Annotated in this window: 21 protein-coding genes; 8 read left to right on the forward strand and 13 right to left on the reverse strand. The window is 48.9% G+C overall.

The window, feature by feature from the left end; genetic code table 11:
* Window positions 1-178: 178 nt before the first annotated feature.
* The 5 genes from GA003_06170 to GA003_06190 form a co-directional block, all read right to left on the reverse strand.
* Entirely contained in the window at window positions 179-2056 is a 1878-nt protein-coding gene (locus GA003_06170) for a hypothetical protein (protein QXD29553.1), read from the reverse strand.
* 90 nt (window positions 2057-2146) lie between these two features.
* Window positions 2147-2491 carry a hypothetical protein gene (locus GA003_06175; GenBank protein QXD29554.1) on the reverse strand — a complete coding sequence of 115 codons (345 nt, stop codon included), beginning with the start codon at window positions 2489-2491 and terminating at the stop codon, window positions 2147-2149.
* 9 nt (window positions 2492-2500) lie between these two features.
* Window positions 2501-3997, reverse strand: coding sequence for a VCBS repeat-containing protein (locus GA003_06180; protein QXD29555.1), 1497 nt, complete (start codon window positions 3995-3997; stop codon window positions 2501-2503).
* 84 nt (window positions 3998-4081) lie between these two features.
* Window positions 4082-4453 carry a VCBS repeat-containing protein gene (locus GA003_06185; protein QXD29556.1) on the reverse strand — a complete coding sequence of 124 codons (372 nt, stop codon included), beginning with the start codon at window positions 4451-4453 and terminating at the stop codon, window positions 4082-4084.
* On the reverse strand, window positions 4453-5274 hold the full coding sequence (locus GA003_06190) for a sugar phosphate isomerase/epimerase (GenBank protein ID QXD29557.1): 822 nt from the start codon (window positions 5272-5274) through the stop codon (window positions 4453-4455). The genes GA003_06185 and GA003_06190 overlap by 1 nt, the downstream gene beginning before the upstream one ends.
* Window positions 5275-5609: 335 nt before the next feature.
* Here GA003_06190 and GA003_06195 point away from each other — a divergent pair, with 335 nt between their 5' ends.
* Complete coding sequence (locus GA003_06195) at window positions 5610-6893, forward strand: Gfo/Idh/MocA family oxidoreductase (GenBank protein ID QXD29558.1); 1284 nt, start codon at window positions 5610-5612, stop codon at window positions 6891-6893.
* A 95-nt stretch (window positions 6894-6988) separates the two neighbouring features.
* On the opposite strand, the gene GA003_06200 is transcribed toward GA003_06195, so the two are convergent.
* Window positions 6989-7717, reverse strand: coding sequence for an AraC family transcriptional regulator (locus tag GA003_06200; protein ID QXD29559.1), 729 nt, complete (start codon window positions 7715-7717; stop codon window positions 6989-6991).
* Window positions 7718-7935: 218 nt separating this feature from the next.
* Here GA003_06200 and GA003_06205 point away from each other — a divergent pair, with 218 nt between their 5' ends.
* The 4 genes from GA003_06205 (at window position 7936) to GA003_06220 (ending at window position 12153) form a co-directional block, all read left to right on the forward strand.
* Window positions 7936-8859 carry a phytanoyl-CoA dioxygenase family protein gene (locus GA003_06205; protein ID QXD29560.1) on the forward strand — a complete coding sequence of 308 codons (924 nt, stop codon included), beginning with the start codon at window positions 7936-7938 and terminating at the stop codon, window positions 8857-8859.
* A gap of 22 nt (window positions 8860-8881) precedes the next feature.
* Window positions 8882-10201 (forward strand): DUF455 family protein, encoded by a 1320-nt coding sequence (locus GA003_06210; GenBank protein QXD29561.1) that lies wholly within the window; start codon window positions 8882-8884, stop codon window positions 10199-10201.
* Between the two features lie 294 nt (window positions 10202-10495).
* A complete protein-coding gene (locus GA003_06215; protein QXD29562.1) occupies window positions 10496-11194 on the forward strand; it encodes a creatininase family protein in 699 nt (232 codons plus the stop codon).
* Window positions 11191-12153 (forward strand): aldo/keto reductase, encoded by a 963-nt coding sequence (locus GA003_06220; GenBank protein QXD29563.1) that lies wholly within the window; start codon window positions 11191-11193, stop codon window positions 12151-12153. The genes GA003_06215 and GA003_06220 overlap by 4 nt, the downstream gene beginning before the upstream one ends.
* 217 nt (window positions 12154-12370) lie before the next feature.
* Here GA003_06220 and GA003_06225 read toward each other — a convergent pair whose 3' ends face one another.
* The 5 genes from GA003_06225 to GA003_06245 form a co-directional block, all read right to left on the reverse strand.
* Entirely contained in the window at window positions 12371-12499 is a 129-nt protein-coding gene (locus GA003_06225; protein ID QXD29564.1) for an SDR family oxidoreductase, read from the reverse strand.
* A 48-nt stretch (window positions 12500-12547) separates the two neighbouring features.
* The gene (locus tag GA003_06230; protein QXD29565.1) at window positions 12548-13114 is read right to left on the reverse strand and encodes an SDR family oxidoreductase; all 567 of its coding nucleotides are present in this window, start codon (window positions 13112-13114) and stop codon (window positions 12548-12550) included.
* Between the two features lie 139 nt (window positions 13115-13253).
* On the reverse strand, window positions 13254-14582 hold the full coding sequence (locus GA003_06235; GenBank protein ID QXD29566.1) for a BNR repeat-containing protein: 1329 nt from the start codon (window positions 14580-14582) through the stop codon (window positions 13254-13256).
* Between the two features lie 10 nt (window positions 14583-14592).
* Window positions 14593-15351 (reverse strand): hypothetical protein, encoded by a 759-nt coding sequence (locus GA003_06240; protein ID QXD29567.1) that lies wholly within the window; start codon window positions 15349-15351, stop codon window positions 14593-14595.
* Window positions 15348-16082 carry an amidohydrolase family protein gene (locus GA003_06245; GenBank protein QXD30355.1) on the reverse strand — a complete coding sequence of 245 codons (735 nt, stop codon included), beginning with the start codon at window positions 16080-16082 and terminating at the stop codon, window positions 15348-15350. The genes GA003_06240 and GA003_06245 overlap by 4 nt, the downstream gene beginning before the upstream one ends.
* A 267-nt stretch (window positions 16083-16349) precedes the next feature.
* Here GA003_06245 and GA003_06250 point away from each other — a divergent pair, with 267 nt between their 5' ends.
* Window positions 16350-16847 carry a RidA family protein gene (locus GA003_06250; GenBank protein QXD30356.1) on the forward strand — a complete coding sequence of 166 codons (498 nt, stop codon included), beginning with the start codon at window positions 16350-16352 and terminating at the stop codon, window positions 16845-16847.
* Window position 16848: 1 nt separating this feature from the next.
* Here the strand turns inward: GA003_06250 and GA003_06255 are convergent, their stop codons facing one another.
* Both GA003_06255 and GA003_06260 read right to left on the reverse strand, forming a co-directional pair.
* Entirely contained in the window at window positions 16849-18117 is a 1269-nt protein-coding gene (locus tag GA003_06255) for an aminotransferase class V-fold PLP-dependent enzyme (protein QXD29568.1), read from the reverse strand.
* Window positions 18118-18135: 18 nt separating this feature from the next.
* Window positions 18136-19566 (reverse strand): M28 family peptidase, encoded by a 1431-nt coding sequence (locus tag GA003_06260; GenBank protein ID QXD29569.1) that lies wholly within the window; start codon window positions 19564-19566, stop codon window positions 18136-18138.
* Window positions 19567-19720: 154 nt separating this feature from the next.
* Between GA003_06260 and GA003_06265 the strand changes: the two genes are divergently transcribed.
* Window positions 19721-20548 carry a sugar phosphate isomerase/epimerase gene (locus tag GA003_06265; protein ID QXD29570.1) on the forward strand — a complete coding sequence of 276 codons (828 nt, stop codon included), beginning with the start codon at window positions 19721-19723 and terminating at the stop codon, window positions 20546-20548.
* Window positions 20549-20725 (forward strand): hypothetical protein, encoded by a 177-nt coding sequence (locus GA003_06270; GenBank protein ID QXD29571.1) that lies wholly within the window; start codon window positions 20549-20551, stop codon window positions 20723-20725.
* Window positions 20726-20732 lie beyond the last annotated feature (7 nt).

Below are 20732 nucleotides of genomic sequence, written 5' to 3' on the forward strand. Positions count from 1 at the left end.
ATAGTAGTAATGTTCTCAATCGAAGTTGTTTAAGTTGCCTGAGTAGGTTGCCCAAACGATATCGATATAAGCTAAAAGGCTAAAAAAAGAGGGCTATTCTGCCACCAGAATTGTAGTTTCCTGTAAAGCACTGTAAAACTACCCCGTTTGTCGAGTAAATATAGGACTTAGAGTGATTTTATGGATTGATTCCCGGGACTCGCCACATGTAGTCCGGATCGATGAAGGGTTTGTCGTCTTCTCGACCCTCCATGAGATCAATTTTTCGTTGGAGTAGCTCCTCCAGGTTTTCCCCGTAAATAAAGGTGGTTTCACCAATGTCTGAGAGGTGCATCCACTCAGTTTCGGCTGTTTGGACATGATTGAGTAATGCCTTTGCATTCTCCTTCTCATCTAAAACGATGTCTCGGGTCAAAGTCTGGCATCTGCTCTTCATTGATTCGTCCTTCGCTTCGATGTAGCCATGAACCCCTTCGATCCAGCCTGCAATATTGCGCTGGCACCGGTACCAGCGCTCGGTTCCAACAAGACGATCATACATGTGGGCATAGACCAGACGAGCTGGAGTCCCTTTGGCAAGAGCATCCCGTCTTGATTTGGCAAGTTGCACAGCCTCATTGATTTGTGGCAATACATGCTCCGTAATCGCTTCTTTGCAGCGCTGAGCGTATTCGGGGTCGCAAAACTCAAAATTGATCTCACGACGAAAGTCGACTCTTACCCGATTGTTCACGTGTCCGAGGTGAAAATCCTCGTAATAGGCGCGTTCCTCTTCGCTGATGGCTTCAATATTCGGGAGGAAAGGACGTACCAATACGCGGTACCAGGTGCTCCACATCGAAAGCACACTTACAGGCGGAGGGTAGGCACGGTAGGCGTTGTCGGCACTGCTCCAGATGGATACCAGGTGATCGGCTTCTTCATCACCCACCCATGCCCGTGCACGATTCTCGAGAAATGAACTCAGGTTTAGGGAAGGATCGTTTTGGAATGCTCGCAGGATTTCCTGGTTGATGTTGTAAGCGGCCATTTCTGTGGAGACCGTTCCGGTTAAACCCGCTGCATGAGCAAACCCCTGTTTGTGGATGGCGATTAGGCGTTCGAACAACAGCTTAGGATATACCGGTGCTAATACGGGTTCTTGGTTGCAGAAATTGCCGGGACTGAAGTAGAGGTGAGTATTTGAGCCTTTGGCTTCGACGGCTTCTCGTGCTTCGCTTTCTTCGTCTGAACATTGATTGAAGATACCGCAGAAATTAAAGTCGTTCGCCCAGTCATAGCTGGGGTGCTTATAGCCCAAGTCGAAGCCTTTGGCGACGAGTGAGTTCACTTCTAGATCAATGCCCTCTTCCAGCGATTCTCTAAGGTAAGGATCCTCGACCCAAAACATCTCGCTTCTCAGAGTGGCAAAAAAGTTGGGATTTACCCGCCGACCTGCATCGCGGAGGGTTTTCATGAATCGAATGATGTTCGCCGCTGCGGATTTGGCTATGTCGTCATCTCCTTTGAATTCACGGATCACATAGCCGCCTCCATTGCGCCCGACATACAGAGAACTTGTATATTCGAATCCGGCACCACTATCGTTCGACCACACAACCATGTAGTCGATGTTGGGTGCTTCTTGCAGGATTTTCTCCAGCATTTCTGCGTAGTGATCGAGGACGACCGGGTGGGCCGTGGTCAGATTGTATCGTGGACGAAAACTGCGAAGTGGATGGTCGACCCGTGCACCTCGTAACATGGGGTAGCGTTCCAACAGCTGATCGGGGACGCTCCTGGGCTCAAAGGAAAGAATGCCAGCTCGAAGTCCATACTTCTCAGCTAATTGGGCAGATTTTTTTAGGCGATTCAGGTTAGCTCGGAGGTACTCGAACCGATAGATGCCTTTGTTGAGTTTGCTGTAGACGAATTGGTCAAGCGCCGCGCAGTAGGTGTAAAGCCGGTACAAGAGTTCGTCGGGGGCAGCCTGCTCATAGGGAAACGTAGCCGCCAAGCCGTTGACTTCAACATGGGTGAATCCAAGGCGTGCCATTTCTCGGATATGTTCCTCCATATTAAAGCCTTTTGCGACGCGGCCATGATTGTTGAGTAAAGAGTCGTAAGCCGGGCGAAGGTGTTTAAAGGCTGCTTTGAGAAGAATGCCTTATTTTAATTCAGACGCATTCCTGTCAGACCAGTCGTCTAAGACCTGGCAGGCGAGGCGGTAAAGGAACCAGGTATGAGAGCAGTAAAGTTCGATGACACCTTCCTCTGTGATTCTTACGAACCTCCATTCCTCGGTGTCTGATGTTGGGATGGAGAGCTGGTTCGCTTCCTCGTTGCTCAGAACGCCGATCCTTAGGTTAGAATCGCTTGTTTTATCAGTGCAGATGGTGGCCTGTTGGTTCGCCTCTTTTTGGATGAAAGCGGCTACTGTGTTTTCCACTGCAATGTCTGGGTGAGATACCGTGATCGTTTTGGTTTGGGATAATAGCTGCTTAATGTTCATCAAAGTTTTTTAGGGATTGGTCTGAATAATGGAATGCCGACCTGCGGGGAGATCTTGGAGCGAAAGAGAGTCGCCGTTGGGCCAATGGATTTTGATAAGATCAGCCTGATCTGCCTGACCTAGAGCCGCGTGAACAGGAATCATTTGCTGCTTTCCTGAGTGTCCGTAGGGACCCAGGGCTTGACGGATTTGCCTTGTGGGCGGTGTTGAAGGATCTCCATCGAGGTCAGCCACAATATGGACTATCGTTCCATAGGCTTCACGGCATACGCCCTTTTCCGGATCACCGATTAAATGGAGTATTATTGAGGCTCGTCCCTGAGTCGCCTCATTGAGGAATAGGCGGGCCGAAGGTTTTGGTTTTTCTTCGTCACTCGAGGTTGCCGTTAAGGTTCCGGAACTGATGGAAGCTTTCCGTCGTTGATCTGTTGTTAGTCTGTTGAAGCTTTGGCCTTCCAGTAGATCGAGATCCCCATCGTCATCAATGTCGCCCAGCGAGGGCATTCCCGCTCCTACATGATCCAGTCCAAGCTCATGGCTGACATCTTTAAAATGACCATCGCTTTGCTGGTAGTAGATACGAAGTCTTTCAGCATTTGGGGGAGGGTCGGGGTAATCGGATGAACAGAGTATGAGATCTAATCGCCCGTCGTGATTTAAATCGGCCAACTCCGAGTAAATGTCGCCTTGGTTATAGGTCTTATGAATATCCTCAAGTGTTTCTCCTTCTTTGGGAAGCGCTGGGATTCTATCAATTTTGAGTGACTCAGGAGACGTAAAGTCTACTCGGCCTGTTTCGCTTAATTGATTTACCAGGAATCGTGATCGGTCTGATGAATCACCTGCCCAAGCGTGAATGATGGTTGTCAGGAAGAGATCGAAGTCTCCATCGTTATCAATATCGCCAATTGCGGTATCGAATGTGTTGCCGTTGGACCTAAAGGGAGGTTCGTTTTGTCGATGTAATCTCTTCGTTCCATCCGAATTGAATCTTGGCCATTTTGGATAGAGACCATGGCGAATTTTATCTCCATCCAGGTGAACTTCAGGAGCAATGTTTCTGCCATGTAGGCTACTACTGATATCCTGGGCTATTGCTCGTTGCTCCCTGAGCACTGGCTCGGTCGAGCTCTCTGTTCCGGAAAGTTGCCTCAGGGGCTCCCTCTCTTTTAGCTGGTAAAGGCGATTCCACCGCCGACCGTAGTTCAACTCGAGTAAGTGTGGGATGCCATAGTCCAGGCGAGGGAGTGCAACGCCGTAGGTCGGTCGGCCTCCCAGGTCGTCTTTAAATGAAGTGGTATGGTTTTCGAGGGGCATGGGCCAACGTGCAAAGGCTGAGCCATCTTCGTTTTTGAACTGCAAAAGAAGGTCATTGGAAAAGGCCTCATAACCGGTGAAGTAGCATTCGTACCAGTTTCCCAAATACAAGTCTGGTAGTCCGTCGACATTAACATCTCCAACGGCAATCGCTCGAGTAGTTGCAGAGGAGGCAGCTCCAATGATCACGGGTTCTCCAAAGCTGCCATCTCCGTTTCCCGGTAACCATGCTGTGCGTGTTGGGTTCTCTTCAGGGGGTTGATAGTCGTCTTGCTAGATATCTAAGTAACGACCTATAATGGCATCTGAAATACCGTCGTTATTCAGGTCAGCAAAGACCAATACATCGGCCCGTGAGAGCGCTGGGAGCCCCGTGTTTGTTTTCTTTGTTAAATAGGGTTGGCTTCCTCCTTCGGAAGCACCGGTATGCATATACACGACGGGGCTTTCCCTGTGATTCGTCTCTGGTAGAAGAACGACATCCGGCCAATGATCGCCATTCAGGTCGTTCAGTTTGACACGAGAGGTGGAGTAAGATTCTAGTCCCGCCTTGTTCGTAATATCAGACCAATACCCGAGGTCTTGCGCAACCAACGCGCAACTAAAAACCAGGCTGCTGGTGACTAGCAGAGCTCTTAAATACATCAGTCGGAGTCATTCGCAAGTTTCTGAGCATGCTCAAATAAAAGCTTTAGTCTTCGAAGGTCTTCTTTCGTCGATTCGATCAAGGGAAACACATGGGTCTCGAGCGTTAGGTGCTCAACGGGCCGATCTTTAAACAAATGCTTGAGTTGCCCCAGCCAGTTTACGCCACCGTCACCAATTAATCGGTTTTCCCATTTATCTGGCGGAATCGGTATGGCGTCCTTTATGTGGACATTTTGAAGATACGGAAGGACCGCGTCGTAGCCGATAGGGAAGCCTGCTTCTCCACAAACAACGGCATTAGCAGGATCCCAGTTAATTCCCACATGATCCTGGTCGATGGCTTTCACAATGGCCGCTGTATTTTCACCAGTATCGCAGTAGGATCCTGGTTCGTTTTCCACTGCGAGTTTCAAATTATATTCACCAGCTATATGGCCTGCTTCTTTCAGTGCGGAAACAATCGCCTCCGAATTGACATCGGCTTCCCGCATAAATCCAAAGGTAATTAGAGTCGGTGACTTCATCTCCTTTGCCATTTCACAAGCTTTAGGAAGCACCTCGTCCATTTCCTTTCGAAGAGCATCTGTATCGCTCAGATCGATTTTAAAGGTTCCGGGCGTCACCGCCGTTACTTCAATCGTTCCTGCCTCTACGAGCTGTAATATTTGTTCGTAGCGTCTTGGATTGAAGTTTGGAACGCGGTGCTCGTAGTCGTCCATGCACCGAATTTCATATTTGCGAAAACCGAGATCGGTTCCGATGCGGAAGGCCTCCTCTAGATCGAGGGAGATTTCATCACTTAGAATGGCAAGTTCCAATGTGTTTGGGGTCGAGGATTGTTTCAGTAAGCTTCAGAGTGAAGTCTGGCTGTATTTCTGATCCGCGTACTGTTTTAAGCCAAACTTGGCGGTGTTTTTCAGTAAACCAAAAGGCCTTTTGCTTCCAAGTGCCATGGGGCCTTTTCTAATCAACTATTCATAACCTCCAGGCTTGCAGGATGAGTCCTATTCGGCTGTGGGGTTGCCGTCCGCATTGCATTACTTAGTTTCTATTCACTTACAGTGTCTACAGCGCTCACATTGAACTCGAATATTTATTCACTCCTCAGAGCCCCTGATATGGGCCTGTCTTGTACCATTGGGAGTTTAGTCTAATGGAAGAAAGCTCGAATCATGCGACCGACACTGCAGCTCCTATTCGAGTAGGGCTCATCGGTGTTACGGGTTACGCCTATTCTTATTTGGGTGAACTAAAAAAGCTCGTTGATAAAGGATGGCTCGCCTGGGGGGCGGTTACGATTATCAACCCTGACGATGCTTCCGAGCAAATCGAGTATTTCAAATCGCTCAATATTCCCATCTTTGATGATTACCGGGACATGTTGGAGAATGAGGATGGAAATCTCGATTGGATGTGTGTGCCTACTGCCATCAGTTGGCATACGGCCATGACCTTGGATAGTCTGAAGCGAGGAATCCCTGTTTTGCTTGAAAAACCAATCGCTTCAACTTTGCAGGAGGTGCGAGTTATTCAGGAGGCTGAAAAAGTATCCGGAAAATCCGTGGCTATTGGCTATCAATATTACTACTGTCCTAAAACAGCTGAAATCAAACAACGCTTTCTTGAAGGTGAAATTGGCGAGATAGAGCGCATTGATTGTCTGTGTCTCTGGCCGCGCGATGATGATTACTACCATCGGAATGATTGGGCTGGTTGTGTGCATGATGGACATGGTTTGGTATTGGATTCTCCACTACACAATGCGCTTTCGCACTTGGTGAATCTGATTTTGTATTTTGCGGGACCTGCTATGGATGAACGAGCAGACTTGCTCGATGTGACCGCCGAGCTTTATCGCGCAAAGAGTATCGAGAATTACGATACTATACGATGTGAAACACATCTAAGCACAGGTGCACTCGCTACTATGTTGCTTTCTCACAGCACAACCAATCGCTTGGATCCTGAGATTCGTATTCAAGGAACAAAAGGTAGCCTGGTTTGGCGCTTTGGTGGACCTCACACGCTTCACACTGAAGAGGGGACGGTTGATCTGCCAGCGGAGAGCCCTCTTGAGGTTCGTTCCTATATGTTTGATAAAATCGTCCGTGGGCTACGCGGAGATAAAACAGTTTCTTACTGCTCGACTGAACTGGCGAAGGGAGAAGTGAAGTGGGTGAACGCAGTTCAAGATGCTGCAGCCGTTCATGAGATTCCATTGGAGTATCGCAGGCAGCTTAAGGGTGACAATGGAGAATCGTTTGAAGTCGTGGACAAGCTGGACGATTACGCTGTTCAGGCATTTGAGAAACAATGCTCGTTCAAGACTTTAGGCGTTCCTTGGGCAGTTGAGCCTGGATACCTGGATCTTTCGAATTACACCGATTTTCAAGCACGCCATCTGAAAGAGTACCAGTCAGCTTCGGTGGTAAAATAAATGTGACGGCATAACGAGGATGAGACTGTTCTGCGGACGATTTAGAGAAAGAATGCAGAGTGACGTCGTCTTCGAATTGCCTGTAGCAATGTATTTCATTCGCCTCTTACGGATCGACGGTAGCTGGAAGGGGGCATTCCTTTGATTTGACGGAAGGTCTTCGAAAAGTGGTATACATCGCAGAACTCAAGCTCTTCGGCTAATTCCTTGAAGTTGACGGACTCACGGTAGATGGCAGAGCAGGCTCGATCAATTTTTCTTTGCCGTTGGAACTTCGCCGGTGGAACTCCGGCGTGTCTGGTAAACTGCTTGCGGAAATTCTCGTAGCTCATGCCTATTTCTTTCGCTACTAAGGTCGGCTGCATCCATTTCGAGTTTCTGGGCTTTTCCAATAGCTCCTTGCTCGTCTTCAGCCATTGATCCTCTTTCCGGATGGGACGTGGGGCTTCAGTGATCATTTCAACTAGCAGGCTGCTAAACTGACTGATCGTTTCGATGGCTGACTGGTTATTTGGATGGGTGGAGGTAGCTAACATTCGGTCTTTGAACTGTTCATTCCAACGGGTAGCAGAATCAATTTTGCAGAAAGGTTGTTTGGAATGAATCGCTTGTGCGCTTTGCAGCAGGTCAAATTGAGGTCCGTCGAATACCATATAGCTTTGTGACCACCTGGATCCGTCTAGTCCTCCGTAGGCGTGGGCCAGTTCTGGGGTGACGAATATGGCATGGTCTTTTTGTAAAATCTTGGATCTGCCTTCGCTATCTTTGTAGTACACCTCTCCTTCTAAAACTAAAACAAGCGCATACCTTCCCAAAATACGCATTTTTTTCTCTGGAATGTAGTTGTTTCCGCTTAGTTGACCGGCGAGCCAAAGAGTTCCTATGTTAGATTCTATAGGACTATTTAGCCAATCTTGCGTTGATCTTTGCATTTCGCTCATTATATACCAAAATATACAAATAAAATCCCATTTCAACCATTCATTCTTAGGAGCTATTAGAGTAAAGTAGTTCGTATCCTTTGCGTAACCAAGGTCTTGCCATGAAAGCACTTTCGTCACTTCCCCAACTTTATTCCTATGATCACCCTCTGAGTACCGACTCTGATAAAGTAGGGCAACTTAGCGATTCTTCCGATGCGGCCGAAGACTTCGATGAGCTTCGCAGGCGCGTATCAGAGGATGGCTATTTGTATATGAAGGGGTATCTTGACCGAGATCGGGTGCTCGCTGCCCGCGCTTCTATCGTTCAACGATTGGCTGATGCTGGAATGATTGCTGATGGAACCGATCCAATGGATGCCATATGCGATCCTGAATCTGGCTACGGTTTTACTCCAGAAATAGTGGATAACAATAAAGAGGTGAAGGAGCTCTTGTATGCCGGGCAGCTGACTGACTTTTATCTTCAACTCTTCGCCGAAGACATCCGTCACTATGACTTTACCTGGATGCGCGCTATTGGTCCAGGCAAGGGCACGAATCCTCATTGTGATCTACCATACATGGGAAGAGGGACTCACCAGCATATGACTTGTTGGATGCCTTATGGAGATATTTCCTATCGGTTAGGTGGACTCATGATTTTGGAGGGCTCGCACAAGCGGATGGATTTATTGAAAAACTACGTCTATCGCGATGTAGATACCTATTGTGAAAACATTCCTGGCCACCGTGAAAAGGCCGAAGATGGCAAATGGAGTTTTACAGGAACGCTTTCACATAATCCACCCGTGTTAAGAAATAAATTCGGGGGCCGTTGGCTGACTACTGAATTTGAAGCGGGTGACTTTTTAACCTTTGGAATGTTTGTGGTTCACGCATCGCTCGACAATCGTTCGGAGAATCGATTACGCATCTCAAGCGACAGTCGTTATCAGCGTGCCAGTGAGTCGATTGATGATCGTTGGATTGGGGCGAACCCATCTGGCCATTCCAAAGCTGGTAAACGCGGTCGAATCTGTTAAGTAATTTTTATTCCAAAGCTGTATGGAAGCATCAACTACATCTGAAGGAAAACACAATCCTGGGAATCGACGCCTGGCCGCCGTTCAAGAAATGGCTGCCTTCCAGCGCATCCTCTTTGAGGTGGAGCGCGAATTTATACGCACCGCCACCACGCTCATTTATCGAGTAGGTGATATCGAATTGAAATACCTGCTTTGCCAGCACGTCTGGGAGTCGGCTGGTCATGGTCGCTTTCTCCGTGAACGTGGAAGGGAAATGAGCGGCTTTGGAAAAGGCGATGCAGTTCGTGACTCATTTAGAGGTATTTTTGAAGAAGCCACCCTGGCCGAAGACCCGTTGGATTCTTTGTCTAGTTTTTATAGAGTTCTGAAACCTGCACTTCTTTCTGCCTACCGACAATACCTTGAATTGACACACCACTTGGCCGACTGGCCATCCAGGCGCTTGGTTGAGGAATTTATTATGGATGAAGAGCGCCATGCCTCTGAGATGGAAGCCTACCTTGAAGATCGGGAGGTCCGTTCACTGGAAGTGCGAATCGAAACTGCTCTCGCTGCATTGGGAGGCTGGTTGGGCAAGGACAAAATAGCTGTATTGCCCGACGGATTTGAGTGGAATTACCATACTGAGACATTTCAGCATCCCACGATCTGTAACCGTGGAGACTTTCCTATCTGCTCCAGTGTGTTTAGTCATGACCCGGATGAGACACCTATCGTCAGGCAGTGGTTGGAAGATCCCGAGACCGACGCACGGGTGATTCGCTTAATGGTCTATGTGTGGCTCATGATGGAGCTCGATGCGGTAGATTACTTGGCGACTGTGTTTTATGATACGCCTAATGCACCGTTTGATCTTCACTTCGATCTGGCGAGGCATCTGTGGGATGAATCTCGTCATAGTGCGTTTGGGTTCCGTCAGCTACCGAAGCTGGGAGTGGACCTGAGTACCCTGGAGCATTCTTTGGACCTCTATAACATTCTCGTGCAAATGACTCCGCCGGAGCGTTATGCGATGATGACGATGGAGTTCGAGGCTGGTAGCTTCCCGATTAAAGCCTTGGTTATGGATCGAGTTCGTGAGCTGAACGACTTCGAGGCCGACACCTTGCTGGCATTTGATCGCAACGATGAGCAAAATCATGTGCGCTATGGTCACCAATGGCTACCGGAAATTATGAAGCTCTTTGGTGAAGAACGACCGGTGGAAGATTTTGTGGAGGCTACTAAAAAGCGGTTTGAAGAGCTTGCTGAAGAATTTGGGGGTCGAGTTCCGCATAGTCTGCCGGCGGATACTCGATTAACTGGAAAAAAGATTTTAGAAATTGCCGGGGTGGTATAGTGTGTTGTGTTATAAATTCCTTATATAAATGCGAGAGCGCCGAATGGTTTTTTGCAAGGCTGCTACGCACACTAGGGGTTGTTAGCCCATGTGGTCGTAGTGAACGCCGCAAACAGCCATTTGCCGTTTCGCCCACAGGGCCGTGCTCTTTTTGCGCTTACCAGCGTTGGGCCGTGTCGTTAGGGTTTAGTAACCCAATCGACACAACCCGCCTTGGGGAAGCGCAAAAATTGATAAGGCATTTATGTAAGTTATTTCAACAAACCACACTTTGTAATTGATTCTGAATACACGATGAACCGACCCTCTGGCCTCTATAGTGATTTACGTCCGGTAGAAATTGAAGCGATCCTGAAAGCGGCACCGATTGCCTATGTGCCTTGGGGCGCTCTTGAGTGGCATAGTCATCATGCGCCCATTGGATTGGATTCGGTGAAAGCGAAAGGTATTTGTAAGGCAATCGCGCAAGAGACGGGTGGGGTGGTGTTGCCTGCTATTCCCATGGGAGTAAATACGATCAAGCCGTTTAAGGGCTTTCCTCACTCTATCGATATTTCGGCCGACCTAGCTTCGCGAGTAGCAGAAGAGTTTTGTCTCCAATTGGGCGATGAAGGTTTTAAAGTCGTTATACTGTTTACCGGGCACTACCCGCCAGAGCAAATCGACGCGCTCCAAGTGGGAGCAGATAAAGCGACTTCCGCCCCTGGCACTACGCATTTTGAGGTCTGGGCAGATCTCCATTTTCTGGGTGACGATTTTCAAGCCGATCATGCTGGAGCTACTGAGACTTCCTTTCAGATGCATTTTGTTCCTGGCTCGGTAGATGTTTCATCCCTTCCGGATCGTCCGGTGACCTTGGATGATGATGGGATTACGGGAAGAGACCCACGTGAGGCATCTGCTGAAAGAGGAGCTGAGCAGCTAGCCGTTGTTGTTAGACGTGCTAAGCAACGTTTAGATGAAATTCTGAAGGATATAAATTTAGAGTTATGAATTATCGTACACTGGGTCGGACCGGTTTAGAGGTCAGTGAAATAGGTTTGGGTACATGGGCTCTCGGGAGTGGTATTTATGGAAAGGTGGATAAAGATGCTCCAGCCAAGCTTATTCAGGGTGCCATTGATCAGGGTATCAATTTCTTTGATACCGCGCCTTTGTATGGCACAAAGGAAACGGATGGCGTTTCGGAAACGATCTTAGGGGAGTCATTGGAAAGTCATCGAGGAGAAGTCATCATTTCAACCAAGTTTGGTCGGACGAGTAGCAATGTGATTCCGGGACGATTTTATGCAGCTGAAGCCAGGGAGTCTTGTGAAGCCAGTCTCCGGCGCATCGGAGTAGATGCTTTGGATGTTTTATTTTTCCACTCACCGTTTAAGCCGGAAGAGATCCATGATGATGTATGGGCAGAATTATCTAAACTAAAAGATGAGGGCAAAGTGCGCTTCCTCGGTCACTCCGTTTCGTTGTTTGATGATACGGCTCCCATGTCTGCTCAATGGATGAAGGATGGGTTGATTGATGTTATTCAGGTGGTGTTGAGTCCCTTCAATCGTGAGGCCCGCTCCTTGATTGAAACGGCAGAAGCCTGTGATTGTGGGGTCGTTGCAAGGGAGTGCTTGGCGAATGGATTTTTAAGTGGAGCTATTCGGGAAGATACCGTGTTTCCTGAGGGCAGCTTAAATGCACGATATTCCAGGGATGAGATTGCTGAGCGTGTGGCATACGCCAATCAACTTTCTGGAACCATGCTCAGTGATGAAGTTGAGAACTTGGTCCAAGCGACTTATCGTTGGGTGTTGGATCAATCTGGAGTTTCCCTTGCGCTTTCTGGTGCTAAAGACCTTGGAGAAATGGTCGATCCAGTTAAAGCCGCAGGCCTATCAACTTTTAATGAGACAGTGATGAGTAAGGTTGAGGAAATGCACACGCAAGATTTCGGAGCGGCTTAACGTTTTGTCTATGGTCTTTCGACCATCGCTACTTGTTGTAGCCCCGCTGGTGACAGCGTGGAAATGCTTTGGAAGGATTACTATTTACTGAGAGTGCTGCACTGAGAGGAAGAGAAAGAGGAAGACGAAGAGAAAGATTTGTACAAGAATGTAGCCACGCTCCTTCACAACCTATGTGAGAAGGTCTGACAACAGCGAGGGTTTATTGGTTGCGGGTCTACCTCGCCAAGTACCCGCCATCCACCACCAAGTCGCTGCCAGTCATGAAGGAAGATTCTTCGCTGGCTAGAAACGCGACTGCAGAAGCAACCTCCTCTGGACGACCTTGGCGTCCGAGCAAATGCATGGCCGAAGCCTTTTTATTTTCTTCCTCCTCATCGATTCCCAGATCTTTTCAGGATTGAATGAAAGCGCTGGTGTAAATGTAGCCCGGACAAATGGAGTTCACGCGAATATTCTTTTTGGCCAGATCGGTTGCCCATCCACGGGTCAGGCCACGGATGGCAAATTTAGTTGCGGTATAAGTGCTAAAGGTCGGTTGCCCCACGAATCCGCTGACCGAGGAGAAGTTGATGATGCTGCCTTGGCCAAAGTCCTCCATTTGGGGAACCACGTATTTGGCCATGAGTGAGGCACCACGAATGTTTACCCGGGTCATTTCATCCCAGTCTTCAGTACTGGCGTCGATACCTTTGAGGATAAAACGTGCAGCTGAGTTTATCAGGATGCTCGCTGAGCCCAATTCTTCTTTTACCGCGTTGCAAGTGGATGCGATGGCCTCCTCGTCTATGAGGTTGACCGTCCAACTTCGACAACCAATCGCAGCGGCTTTTTCGGGATCCTCTTTGATGTCCAGCAGTGCTACTGAGCACCCTTCCTCTGCTAATCGTTTTCCAGCTGCATAGCCCAGGTCACCCAGGCCCCCTGTGATAATTGCCACTCTGCCTTCTAGTCCTTTCATAAAATATTATTTCCTGCTGATTTTAGGGGAGGGCGACCTCGCCGAGGGCGCCGATTCAGTAACTGCTCGTGGGTGATGTCGTCATTACATTCCTTGGTGCGGCGATCGAGCCCTACCATTTTAAAGACTCAATTTTTCGTTATTGTTTTCCCGGTAACCAATAAACGCGATTACTAAGTGCGTCTCCAAGCCCTTCTCCTCTTACTCCGTCCGTATAGATCAGAGCTGGCTCTGCTGGCATCTCATTGAAGCCCGTCGGACGTTCGAGATTGGGCATCCATCGTGGTTCTTTATTGCTGGGGGAGTCGAAGGTTTCGCCGACAAAGGTCTCTCCCCCGTCCTGCGATCCAAAGCGCACCAATTCCGTGGTCTCTTCGCCCCAGTCGATGCCGTCTACGGCAATGTGCATCATCGTGGCGGCAACGGTAGGTTGGCCGGACGATCCAAACGATACGCCGCCGTGCATGAAGATATCCCAATCGCGGTATCCTTCGGGCAAGAATTGATTCATATGCAAATGCCGCCACTTAGCTTCACCTATCGGTGATGCTAGGTAGCTCTGACTCGTATCCTGTGTTCGAATACTGTAGGGTACGAATGGTTTTCCTTTGGGATCCACTCCAATTGATCCTGCGTTAAGTACGCGTCCTTCTTTGGCGCGGCCACTGGCTATCGTATCAAATGTATCGGCTGTAGCAGGAAGTTTTACCGACTGGCCGTCGGAGCGGGTCCATGTAATCCCGCCGTCTGGGCTGGAAAGGTAGCCAACCGTTGTTAGAGGGGAAATCGATTCATCATCCGGCATCTCGTAGATACGGGCGGCTAGATGAAGCGTATTGTGATTCGGGCCCCAGGCGAGCGAGCCAGCAAATTGTGCATAATTTCCATGTCGGGAACTCAAGATAGCCCAGTTGCGAGTCCAGGCTTCATTTGGCCTCTTCGACCACATCTCGAGCTCCCAGGGTTGATTCTCATAGCTACGTCGCGCTGTCATAATTAAGGTGCCGTCTTTGGCACAGACAAGGGCCGGGTAAGTTAGGTTGAGTCCAAATTCTTCGTAGGACGTCCACTCGGAGGCATCATTGGGTCTTACTGATTTTCGATACCGGAAGGGGTGATGGTGAGAGTAGAAAAGAATGTGCAGATAACCTTCTCCATCGATGGTGAGTGCCGGGCCACCGTGGTTATCAACTGCCTCGCCGATGGTCGAAGCCTCAGACCACTTATCGGTAGCGTGGTCTAGTGTCCGGATGCGAATACGAAACCCTTCCTTGGGTGTATCCAACCAGGCTACATGTGTTTTCCCCTGATAGGTGATGATCTTGGGGGATTCCAGGTAGGCAGTCGCTCTTCCGGAACCTTTAGAAGACAAGAGAAAGCGGTCATCAGCAATGCATAGGATAGTGGCTGACAAGTACAGAAACCCCAAGGCGATCCATATCTTGGTTTTAGGAAATCGGCTTTTCATAGCTGTTGGATTAAATATCGAAAAACGATTGGGCATTACACATGGCAACGGCATCTCGCTGTCCTCTGGGTAGCGATGATAACCTTACTTTGTCGAATTGTGCTTGCGCAACCTGCAAAGGGGAAAGTGAACCGAATAAGATTCGTGAAACCGGTATATCTGCTTTGAGCACACGAAGAGTGTCTTCCCACTCAGCGAAACTGGTATCGGTGGAGAACGCACCCTGTGTTGTTGAAAGCTCTTTAAGTTCGTGCACTCCCAAGCCTTGTATGAGCGGATGTAATTCAGGGGCTTTGTCTAAGAAGCCTTTTATTTGTGGAATGGATATCGGTTTAATGGAAAGGGCAGGATGTTCCTGCCTTTCGTCTACCAATCGTGCGGTTATGACCAACTTCAGTTTTTTCGCTGCGAGTTCCTCTATGAGCTTTTTAACGGAAGCTGAGCGCAAGGAGTAGCCATGATAAGCCGGGAGCAAGCGAACCGCCACTACGCGGCCATGATCCGAAATCTCCTCCAGATGTTCTTTCCAGGCAGGCGTTGCTGGATTGAGAATGGGTAGCGGACGAAAGGAACGTAACATTGCCAGTGCTTTGAAGTTTGCTCGATTCCCAGGCATGGGGTCCGTTTGAAATACTGCGTCGAACGGGGATATGAGAGCTTCATTGATCTCGTAACCTACACGACTCACTCTCGGGGCTTCAGAATTGACCGAAGAAACCGAGCCAAAAGGCCAGGAGCCACTCCACGCGTTTGTATCGATAAAATTCATACGAGCTTTAATAGCTTGGCCGCGTTCTGGTAGAAAACGTTCTCTTTATCTCCGCTTGAGATGGGTGATCCCGATACTTGACCTATGGCTGCTGGGAGGTCTCGGATGGGGAGATCTGATCCATAGAGTACCCGTTTGGATCCGAGGTTGGTAACGGCATGCTCTACGATTCCCGCTTCGGGGGAGCCTCCGGACGTATCGACCCAGAGATTATCAATTCCACGCGCTGCCAAGACGCCCCGAAATCCGCAGCCGGTTAGGTGGGCCATGATCACTCGTGTATTGGGAAATCGTTTGGCCAAGAGGCAAGTATCCTCCGGATCCGAATGGAAAGAGCGCTTTTTAATTTTGGTTTGGCTCCAGGTGTGTTGAAGCACGGGAACATCGTAAGCTTCTCCAGCTTCCATGACGGGTTTCATGCAAGTATCGCGGGCGTTGTTGGCAATCTCGAGCTTCAGGCCCTTAAATCCTTTTCCGCCGACACAACGATCGACTTCGTTTCGCACGGCACGTTCTCCGAGTGTGGGGTTGAGATAGCAGAAGCCAATGAAGAACCGAGGAGCGATGGAAACGATCTTCGCTGTTTCGTTGTTCAGTGTTTGGATTTGTTTTCGACTGGGAGAGGCTCCGTAGTAGAGGACATCTCCTAGGGCGATCATCTTCTGAATTCCAAATCGTTTGGCCCGTCTTACTAGCGCTTTCACCTCCGTAGTAGATCTTCCATCGCCCATGAAAACAGGGTGGGTGTGGATATCGATGATCGGTTTGTTGTAGCTGAGTTCCACGGTTGTGGGTGAGGAAAGCGGTTTTTTCTAATGACACTGAAAATTCGAACCTGAGATAAGGGCTGAAGGAGCTTACTGTAAAACCTGGCAGCTTCTCCTCAAGGCTTGCCGGATGTGGAAGACTTCATCACCCTCTCTATCATTATGTTGCAATCCATTCGTTTCTTTTTCCTCAATTATCGCATTCTTTGCTCAGTAGGTGTCCTAGGTTTGATGGTTGGCCTTCAATTGCCTGTCCAGGCTGACGACTTTGATCCCGAAGGGGCTCTGGCCGACCGCAGCATCGAGCTTCCCACGCCAGCCAAATCGATTGCCAATTATGTAGGTGCGACACGGATCGGGAACACCATCTTTTTATCCGGTCATTTGCCAAAGCAGGACGATGGTTCCTATGTGCTGGGAAAACTAGGAGAAGATCTCTCGGTGAAACAGGGCTACGATGCGGCTCGCCTTTCAGCCATTGCTTTGATGGCAACTCTCAAAGCTGAGATTGGTGACCTTTCCAAGGTTAAACGCGTCGCAAAAGTTTTCGGCATGGTAAATGCCACCGATTCCTTCAAGGATCATTCAAAGGTGATCAACGGTTGTTCAGATCTCCTCGTCGAAGTATTTGGTGATCGTGGACGTCACGCACGAGCGGCCTGTGGATTTAGCTCACTTCCGCTGGGTACTGCAGTTGAGATCGAAATGATTGTGGAAGTTGAGGAGTAGGCTATGCGCTCCTAGTGATCTCAGCCACCGCCTGAATGACGCGATCACAATCGTCATTGGAATTGAAAATGTGCGTGGATACCCGAACCGCGTTTAGTCCCTGTTCCGTTACTTGACGACACCTGAGGCGATACTCTCCCATCAGTCGGTTCGTCATTGTATTGAAAGCAATTTTAGAGCTACTGAAAGTGGTGATCGAACGACGCATCTTTGGGTCGCGGGGAGTAAGGATCTTAATACTCGGGATCTCCATAAGCCCTTCCTGTAAATAGCTGGCGAGATCGGACCCATAGGCTTCGATACGATCTCGGCCAATTCGATTTTGAAATTCAATGGCGACTTTTAAGCCCTCCACGATCTCTGTGTTGCGGGTTCCATATTCGTGTCGCCGTGCAGCATCCACGAAATCAATTTGATCAGGAAATTTGTATGTTGGAGCCGAGTGAGCGCCTAAGTGACTGCATTCAACTTCTTCCAGCTTATCCTTGTTAATATAAAGAATTCCGGTTCCTCGTGGCCCGCCCATCCATTTGTGGCCACTGGTCGCGTAGGAATCGCAATCCATGGAGCTTAGGTCGACGGGAATCATTCCAGCCGTTTGCGCACCATCCACATGAAACCAGATTTCATGCTCCTTGGCTAAGGCACTGATGGCTGGGATATCGAATAAGATACCCGTGGGTGCGGTGATGTGGCTCACTTGTATTACACGAGTGCGAGGGGTGATCAAACTTCGGATGCGATCGACTGAAGCTTCCATCGTCTTTGAATCTGGATCAAAGACCTTAACCTTGATTCCTTGGCGTTTTTGTCGGTTCAACCAGGGAAAGGAACCTCCTGGGTGAGCATGAGACTCGAAGATGACTTCATCGCCTTCTTTCAGTTTTAAACCTGCGGCAATGATGGAGTTCGATTCAGTGGCGTTGCGCGTAAAACAGATTTCGTCTGGGTTTGCCCCGAGGTAGCTTGCAGTTGTTTTACGTCCCTCATCCATGATGGCGTAACCGGTCTCTGAGATACCTTGCAGTTCCATTGTTTTGGCTTGCACCGCATTTAGGACTACTGAAGGTGCGGGACCGAGACCTCCGCAATTTAGGTAGACACGATCATTAACCAATGGAAATTGTTGTCGCACTGCCGCCCAGTAGTCTGCGTTTGCTACGGATTCAAAATCTGGTAGCTCTGCTAATGAAGTTGCAGATTGGCATCCGGACGTAAACATGGCTGATGCACCCAGTCCGAGTGCGCCAATAAATTCCTTCCTATCCATGGCTTAATAAGTCTGCCCTTAATTGATTTCGGAATCTTCAGCTCGAAAGTCATCCTCGATCTGAGCCGCCAGAAAAACGAAGGCTGCATAAGCTGCTACATTCTGAGCGAGTTCCTCAGGATTGATTTTATCGAGCGTGTCGTTCGGTGTGTGGTGTAGATCAAAATAATCCCAACCATTCTGTTGCAGTGACACAATGGGAACTCCCTTTGCTTTCAAAGCTCCCACGTCAGGTCCGCTGCTGGCTTTGTTATCGCCCTTAGCAATGCCCAGGGGACGTAACACGTCTGCGATTTCCGAGAGGTAGTTCAACTTCTCTTCTGCAAAGAAGCTGTTGAATTTCCAGATTTTCCCAGCTCCAAAATCGGATTCGGCAGCCACGATAAAGTTATGCAGTTCATCCGCATGGGCATCTGCGTAGGCTTTGGCACCTACCAGTCCGACTTCTTCGGATCCCCACATTACAATTCTGATGGTGCGTTTGAGTCCGTTGGGGTAGTGATCTTTGATGAGTCGGGCAGCAGCTACAGTGATTCCGATTCCTGCGCCATCGTCAATGGCTCCTGTGCCCAAGTCCCAAGAGTCTAAGTGGCCTCCGATAATAATGACTTCCTCCGGCGATTCCGTACCGACAATTTCGCCAACTACATTCCCTGAAATAGAAGCGGGTTCGAATTTAGGGGTCAGTTGAAGTCTGATTTGAATGTTATCGGTTCGTTCCAATGCTCTGGTCAGTTGGTCAGCATCGGGAGCGGAAAGAGCAGCGGTAGGAACGCTATCAATTTCTTCTGTGATTTCGGTAATGGTTTTCATTTGCCCTGTGTGGGCGAAACGATGGCTGGACGTTCCAACGGATCGAATAAGTGCACCAGCGGCTCCTTTTTTATAGGCTTCGTAGGCGGTTTGGCGACGTTTGCCTACGGCAACTCCGTAACCAGAACCATCTTGAGTGCGTGTCATGATTTCATCGATGAATACGATCTTCCCCTTCAGGCTTCCCTGTGGTTGGTTCTCCAGCTCTTTAACGGAGGAAAATCTTATGAGCTCACCCACTACACCTTCTTCGGGTGTAGCCACACTTCCACCCAATGCTGTAACAGTAAGTTGTTGTGGGAATGGTGAAACAATTTCTGCGCGTTCTATACCTCGTTCCCAAAGTGGGACTTCGAACGGTTCTACATGCACGTTTTCAAAGCCGAGTTCTTTCAGTTTGGCAACGGCCCAGGATCGAGCCCGCTTTTCAGCTTCGCTACCAGCCAAGCGAGCTCCGACTTCAGTAGTAAGCGATTCCACCACCTCGTAAGCGATGTTCTCTTCCAGCGCTGCTTCCGATAACTGCTGAGCCTCCTTAGCGAGGGATTTTGAGATGCCTTTGCCTTGGACTGAAAGAAGGGGCATGCAAGCGAATCCTGCGAGGATTGGAGATAGGAGAAACTTGGAGTATTTCATAAAATTGTCTGTTGGGAGAACGATCCGAAACCTGCAAGGTAGTCGCAATTCTAATCTACCTGAAAGTGTCACATTCCCTTTGCTTTACTAAAAAGCGAGAGTTGGTATGGTCATCAGTGCTTCAATCCTCCTATAACATTAGTCGACTTACTTTATGGATTTTCAAGTATATCAATCTTACTGGGGAATGACCGACTTGCCTTATATGGGCGAAGAATGGTCTAGGGAGGACAAGGTCGCTCAAATTGCGGAAGCAGATTTCGATGGAATCGAATTTATGATGGAGGAGCCGGAGCATTTAAAGGTCATGATTCCTCTTACGGACAAGTTTGATCTCAAACGGGCAAACATCGTGTTTCCTTGGAGTTCTGAGGATTTCAAGGAGGATGTAAAGGCGGCCCAGGAGGGTGGGGCTACGCACATCAATCTCCAGCCTATGCCTATGCCACGCACGGTTGCAGAATGCGTGGATTATGTTCGGGAGTGTATCGATATTGCGGGTGAGGCAGGCATACCTCTCTTTTTCGAAACGCATAGGGATCGGATGACCACCGATATGTATTTCACATTGGATCTGATCGAAGCGGTTCCAGAAATGAAACTGTGTGGAGATCTGTCACATTTCCTAGTCGGTCGTGAGTTTGCGGGTCCACCCATTTCTGCACAGAATCAAGCTTACATGACTCAGATTGTGGAGCGCTGTGGACTCTTTCATGGCCGAGTGGCTTCTCGTGAACAGGCACAGGTGCCGATCTCATTTCCGCATAATCAAATTTGGGTCGACCTCTTTGCCGTTTGGTGGGAGCAGGGATTTAAAAACTTTAAAGCCACCGCACCTGAAGATGCCACGTTGACCTTTGTTGTCGAATTAGGACCTGCCGAATACGCCATGCAAGGTGCCGACGGCAATGAACTATCTGATCGTTGGGTAGAAGCAAAAAGGATTAAAGGTTTGGTCCGTGAAATTTGGGAACATTGTTAGATGTCGGATAAATTACGTCTGGGTATTACGGGTTCCGATGGAAATGTTGGAACTACACTTAGGGCGGGTCTTTCAGAAGACTATGATTTGCAGCTCAATACTCAGAATGCTGTCGATTATGAATCGACCAGGGCAGCCCCGAAAGCCAAGCCCAAGGATATTCCCAATGTCATGTAATATCCTT

This window comes from Opitutia bacterium ISCC 52 (assembly GCA_014529675.2).
Classification (GTDB): domain Bacteria; phylum Verrucomicrobiota; class Verrucomicrobiia; order Opitutales; family UBA2995; genus UBA2995.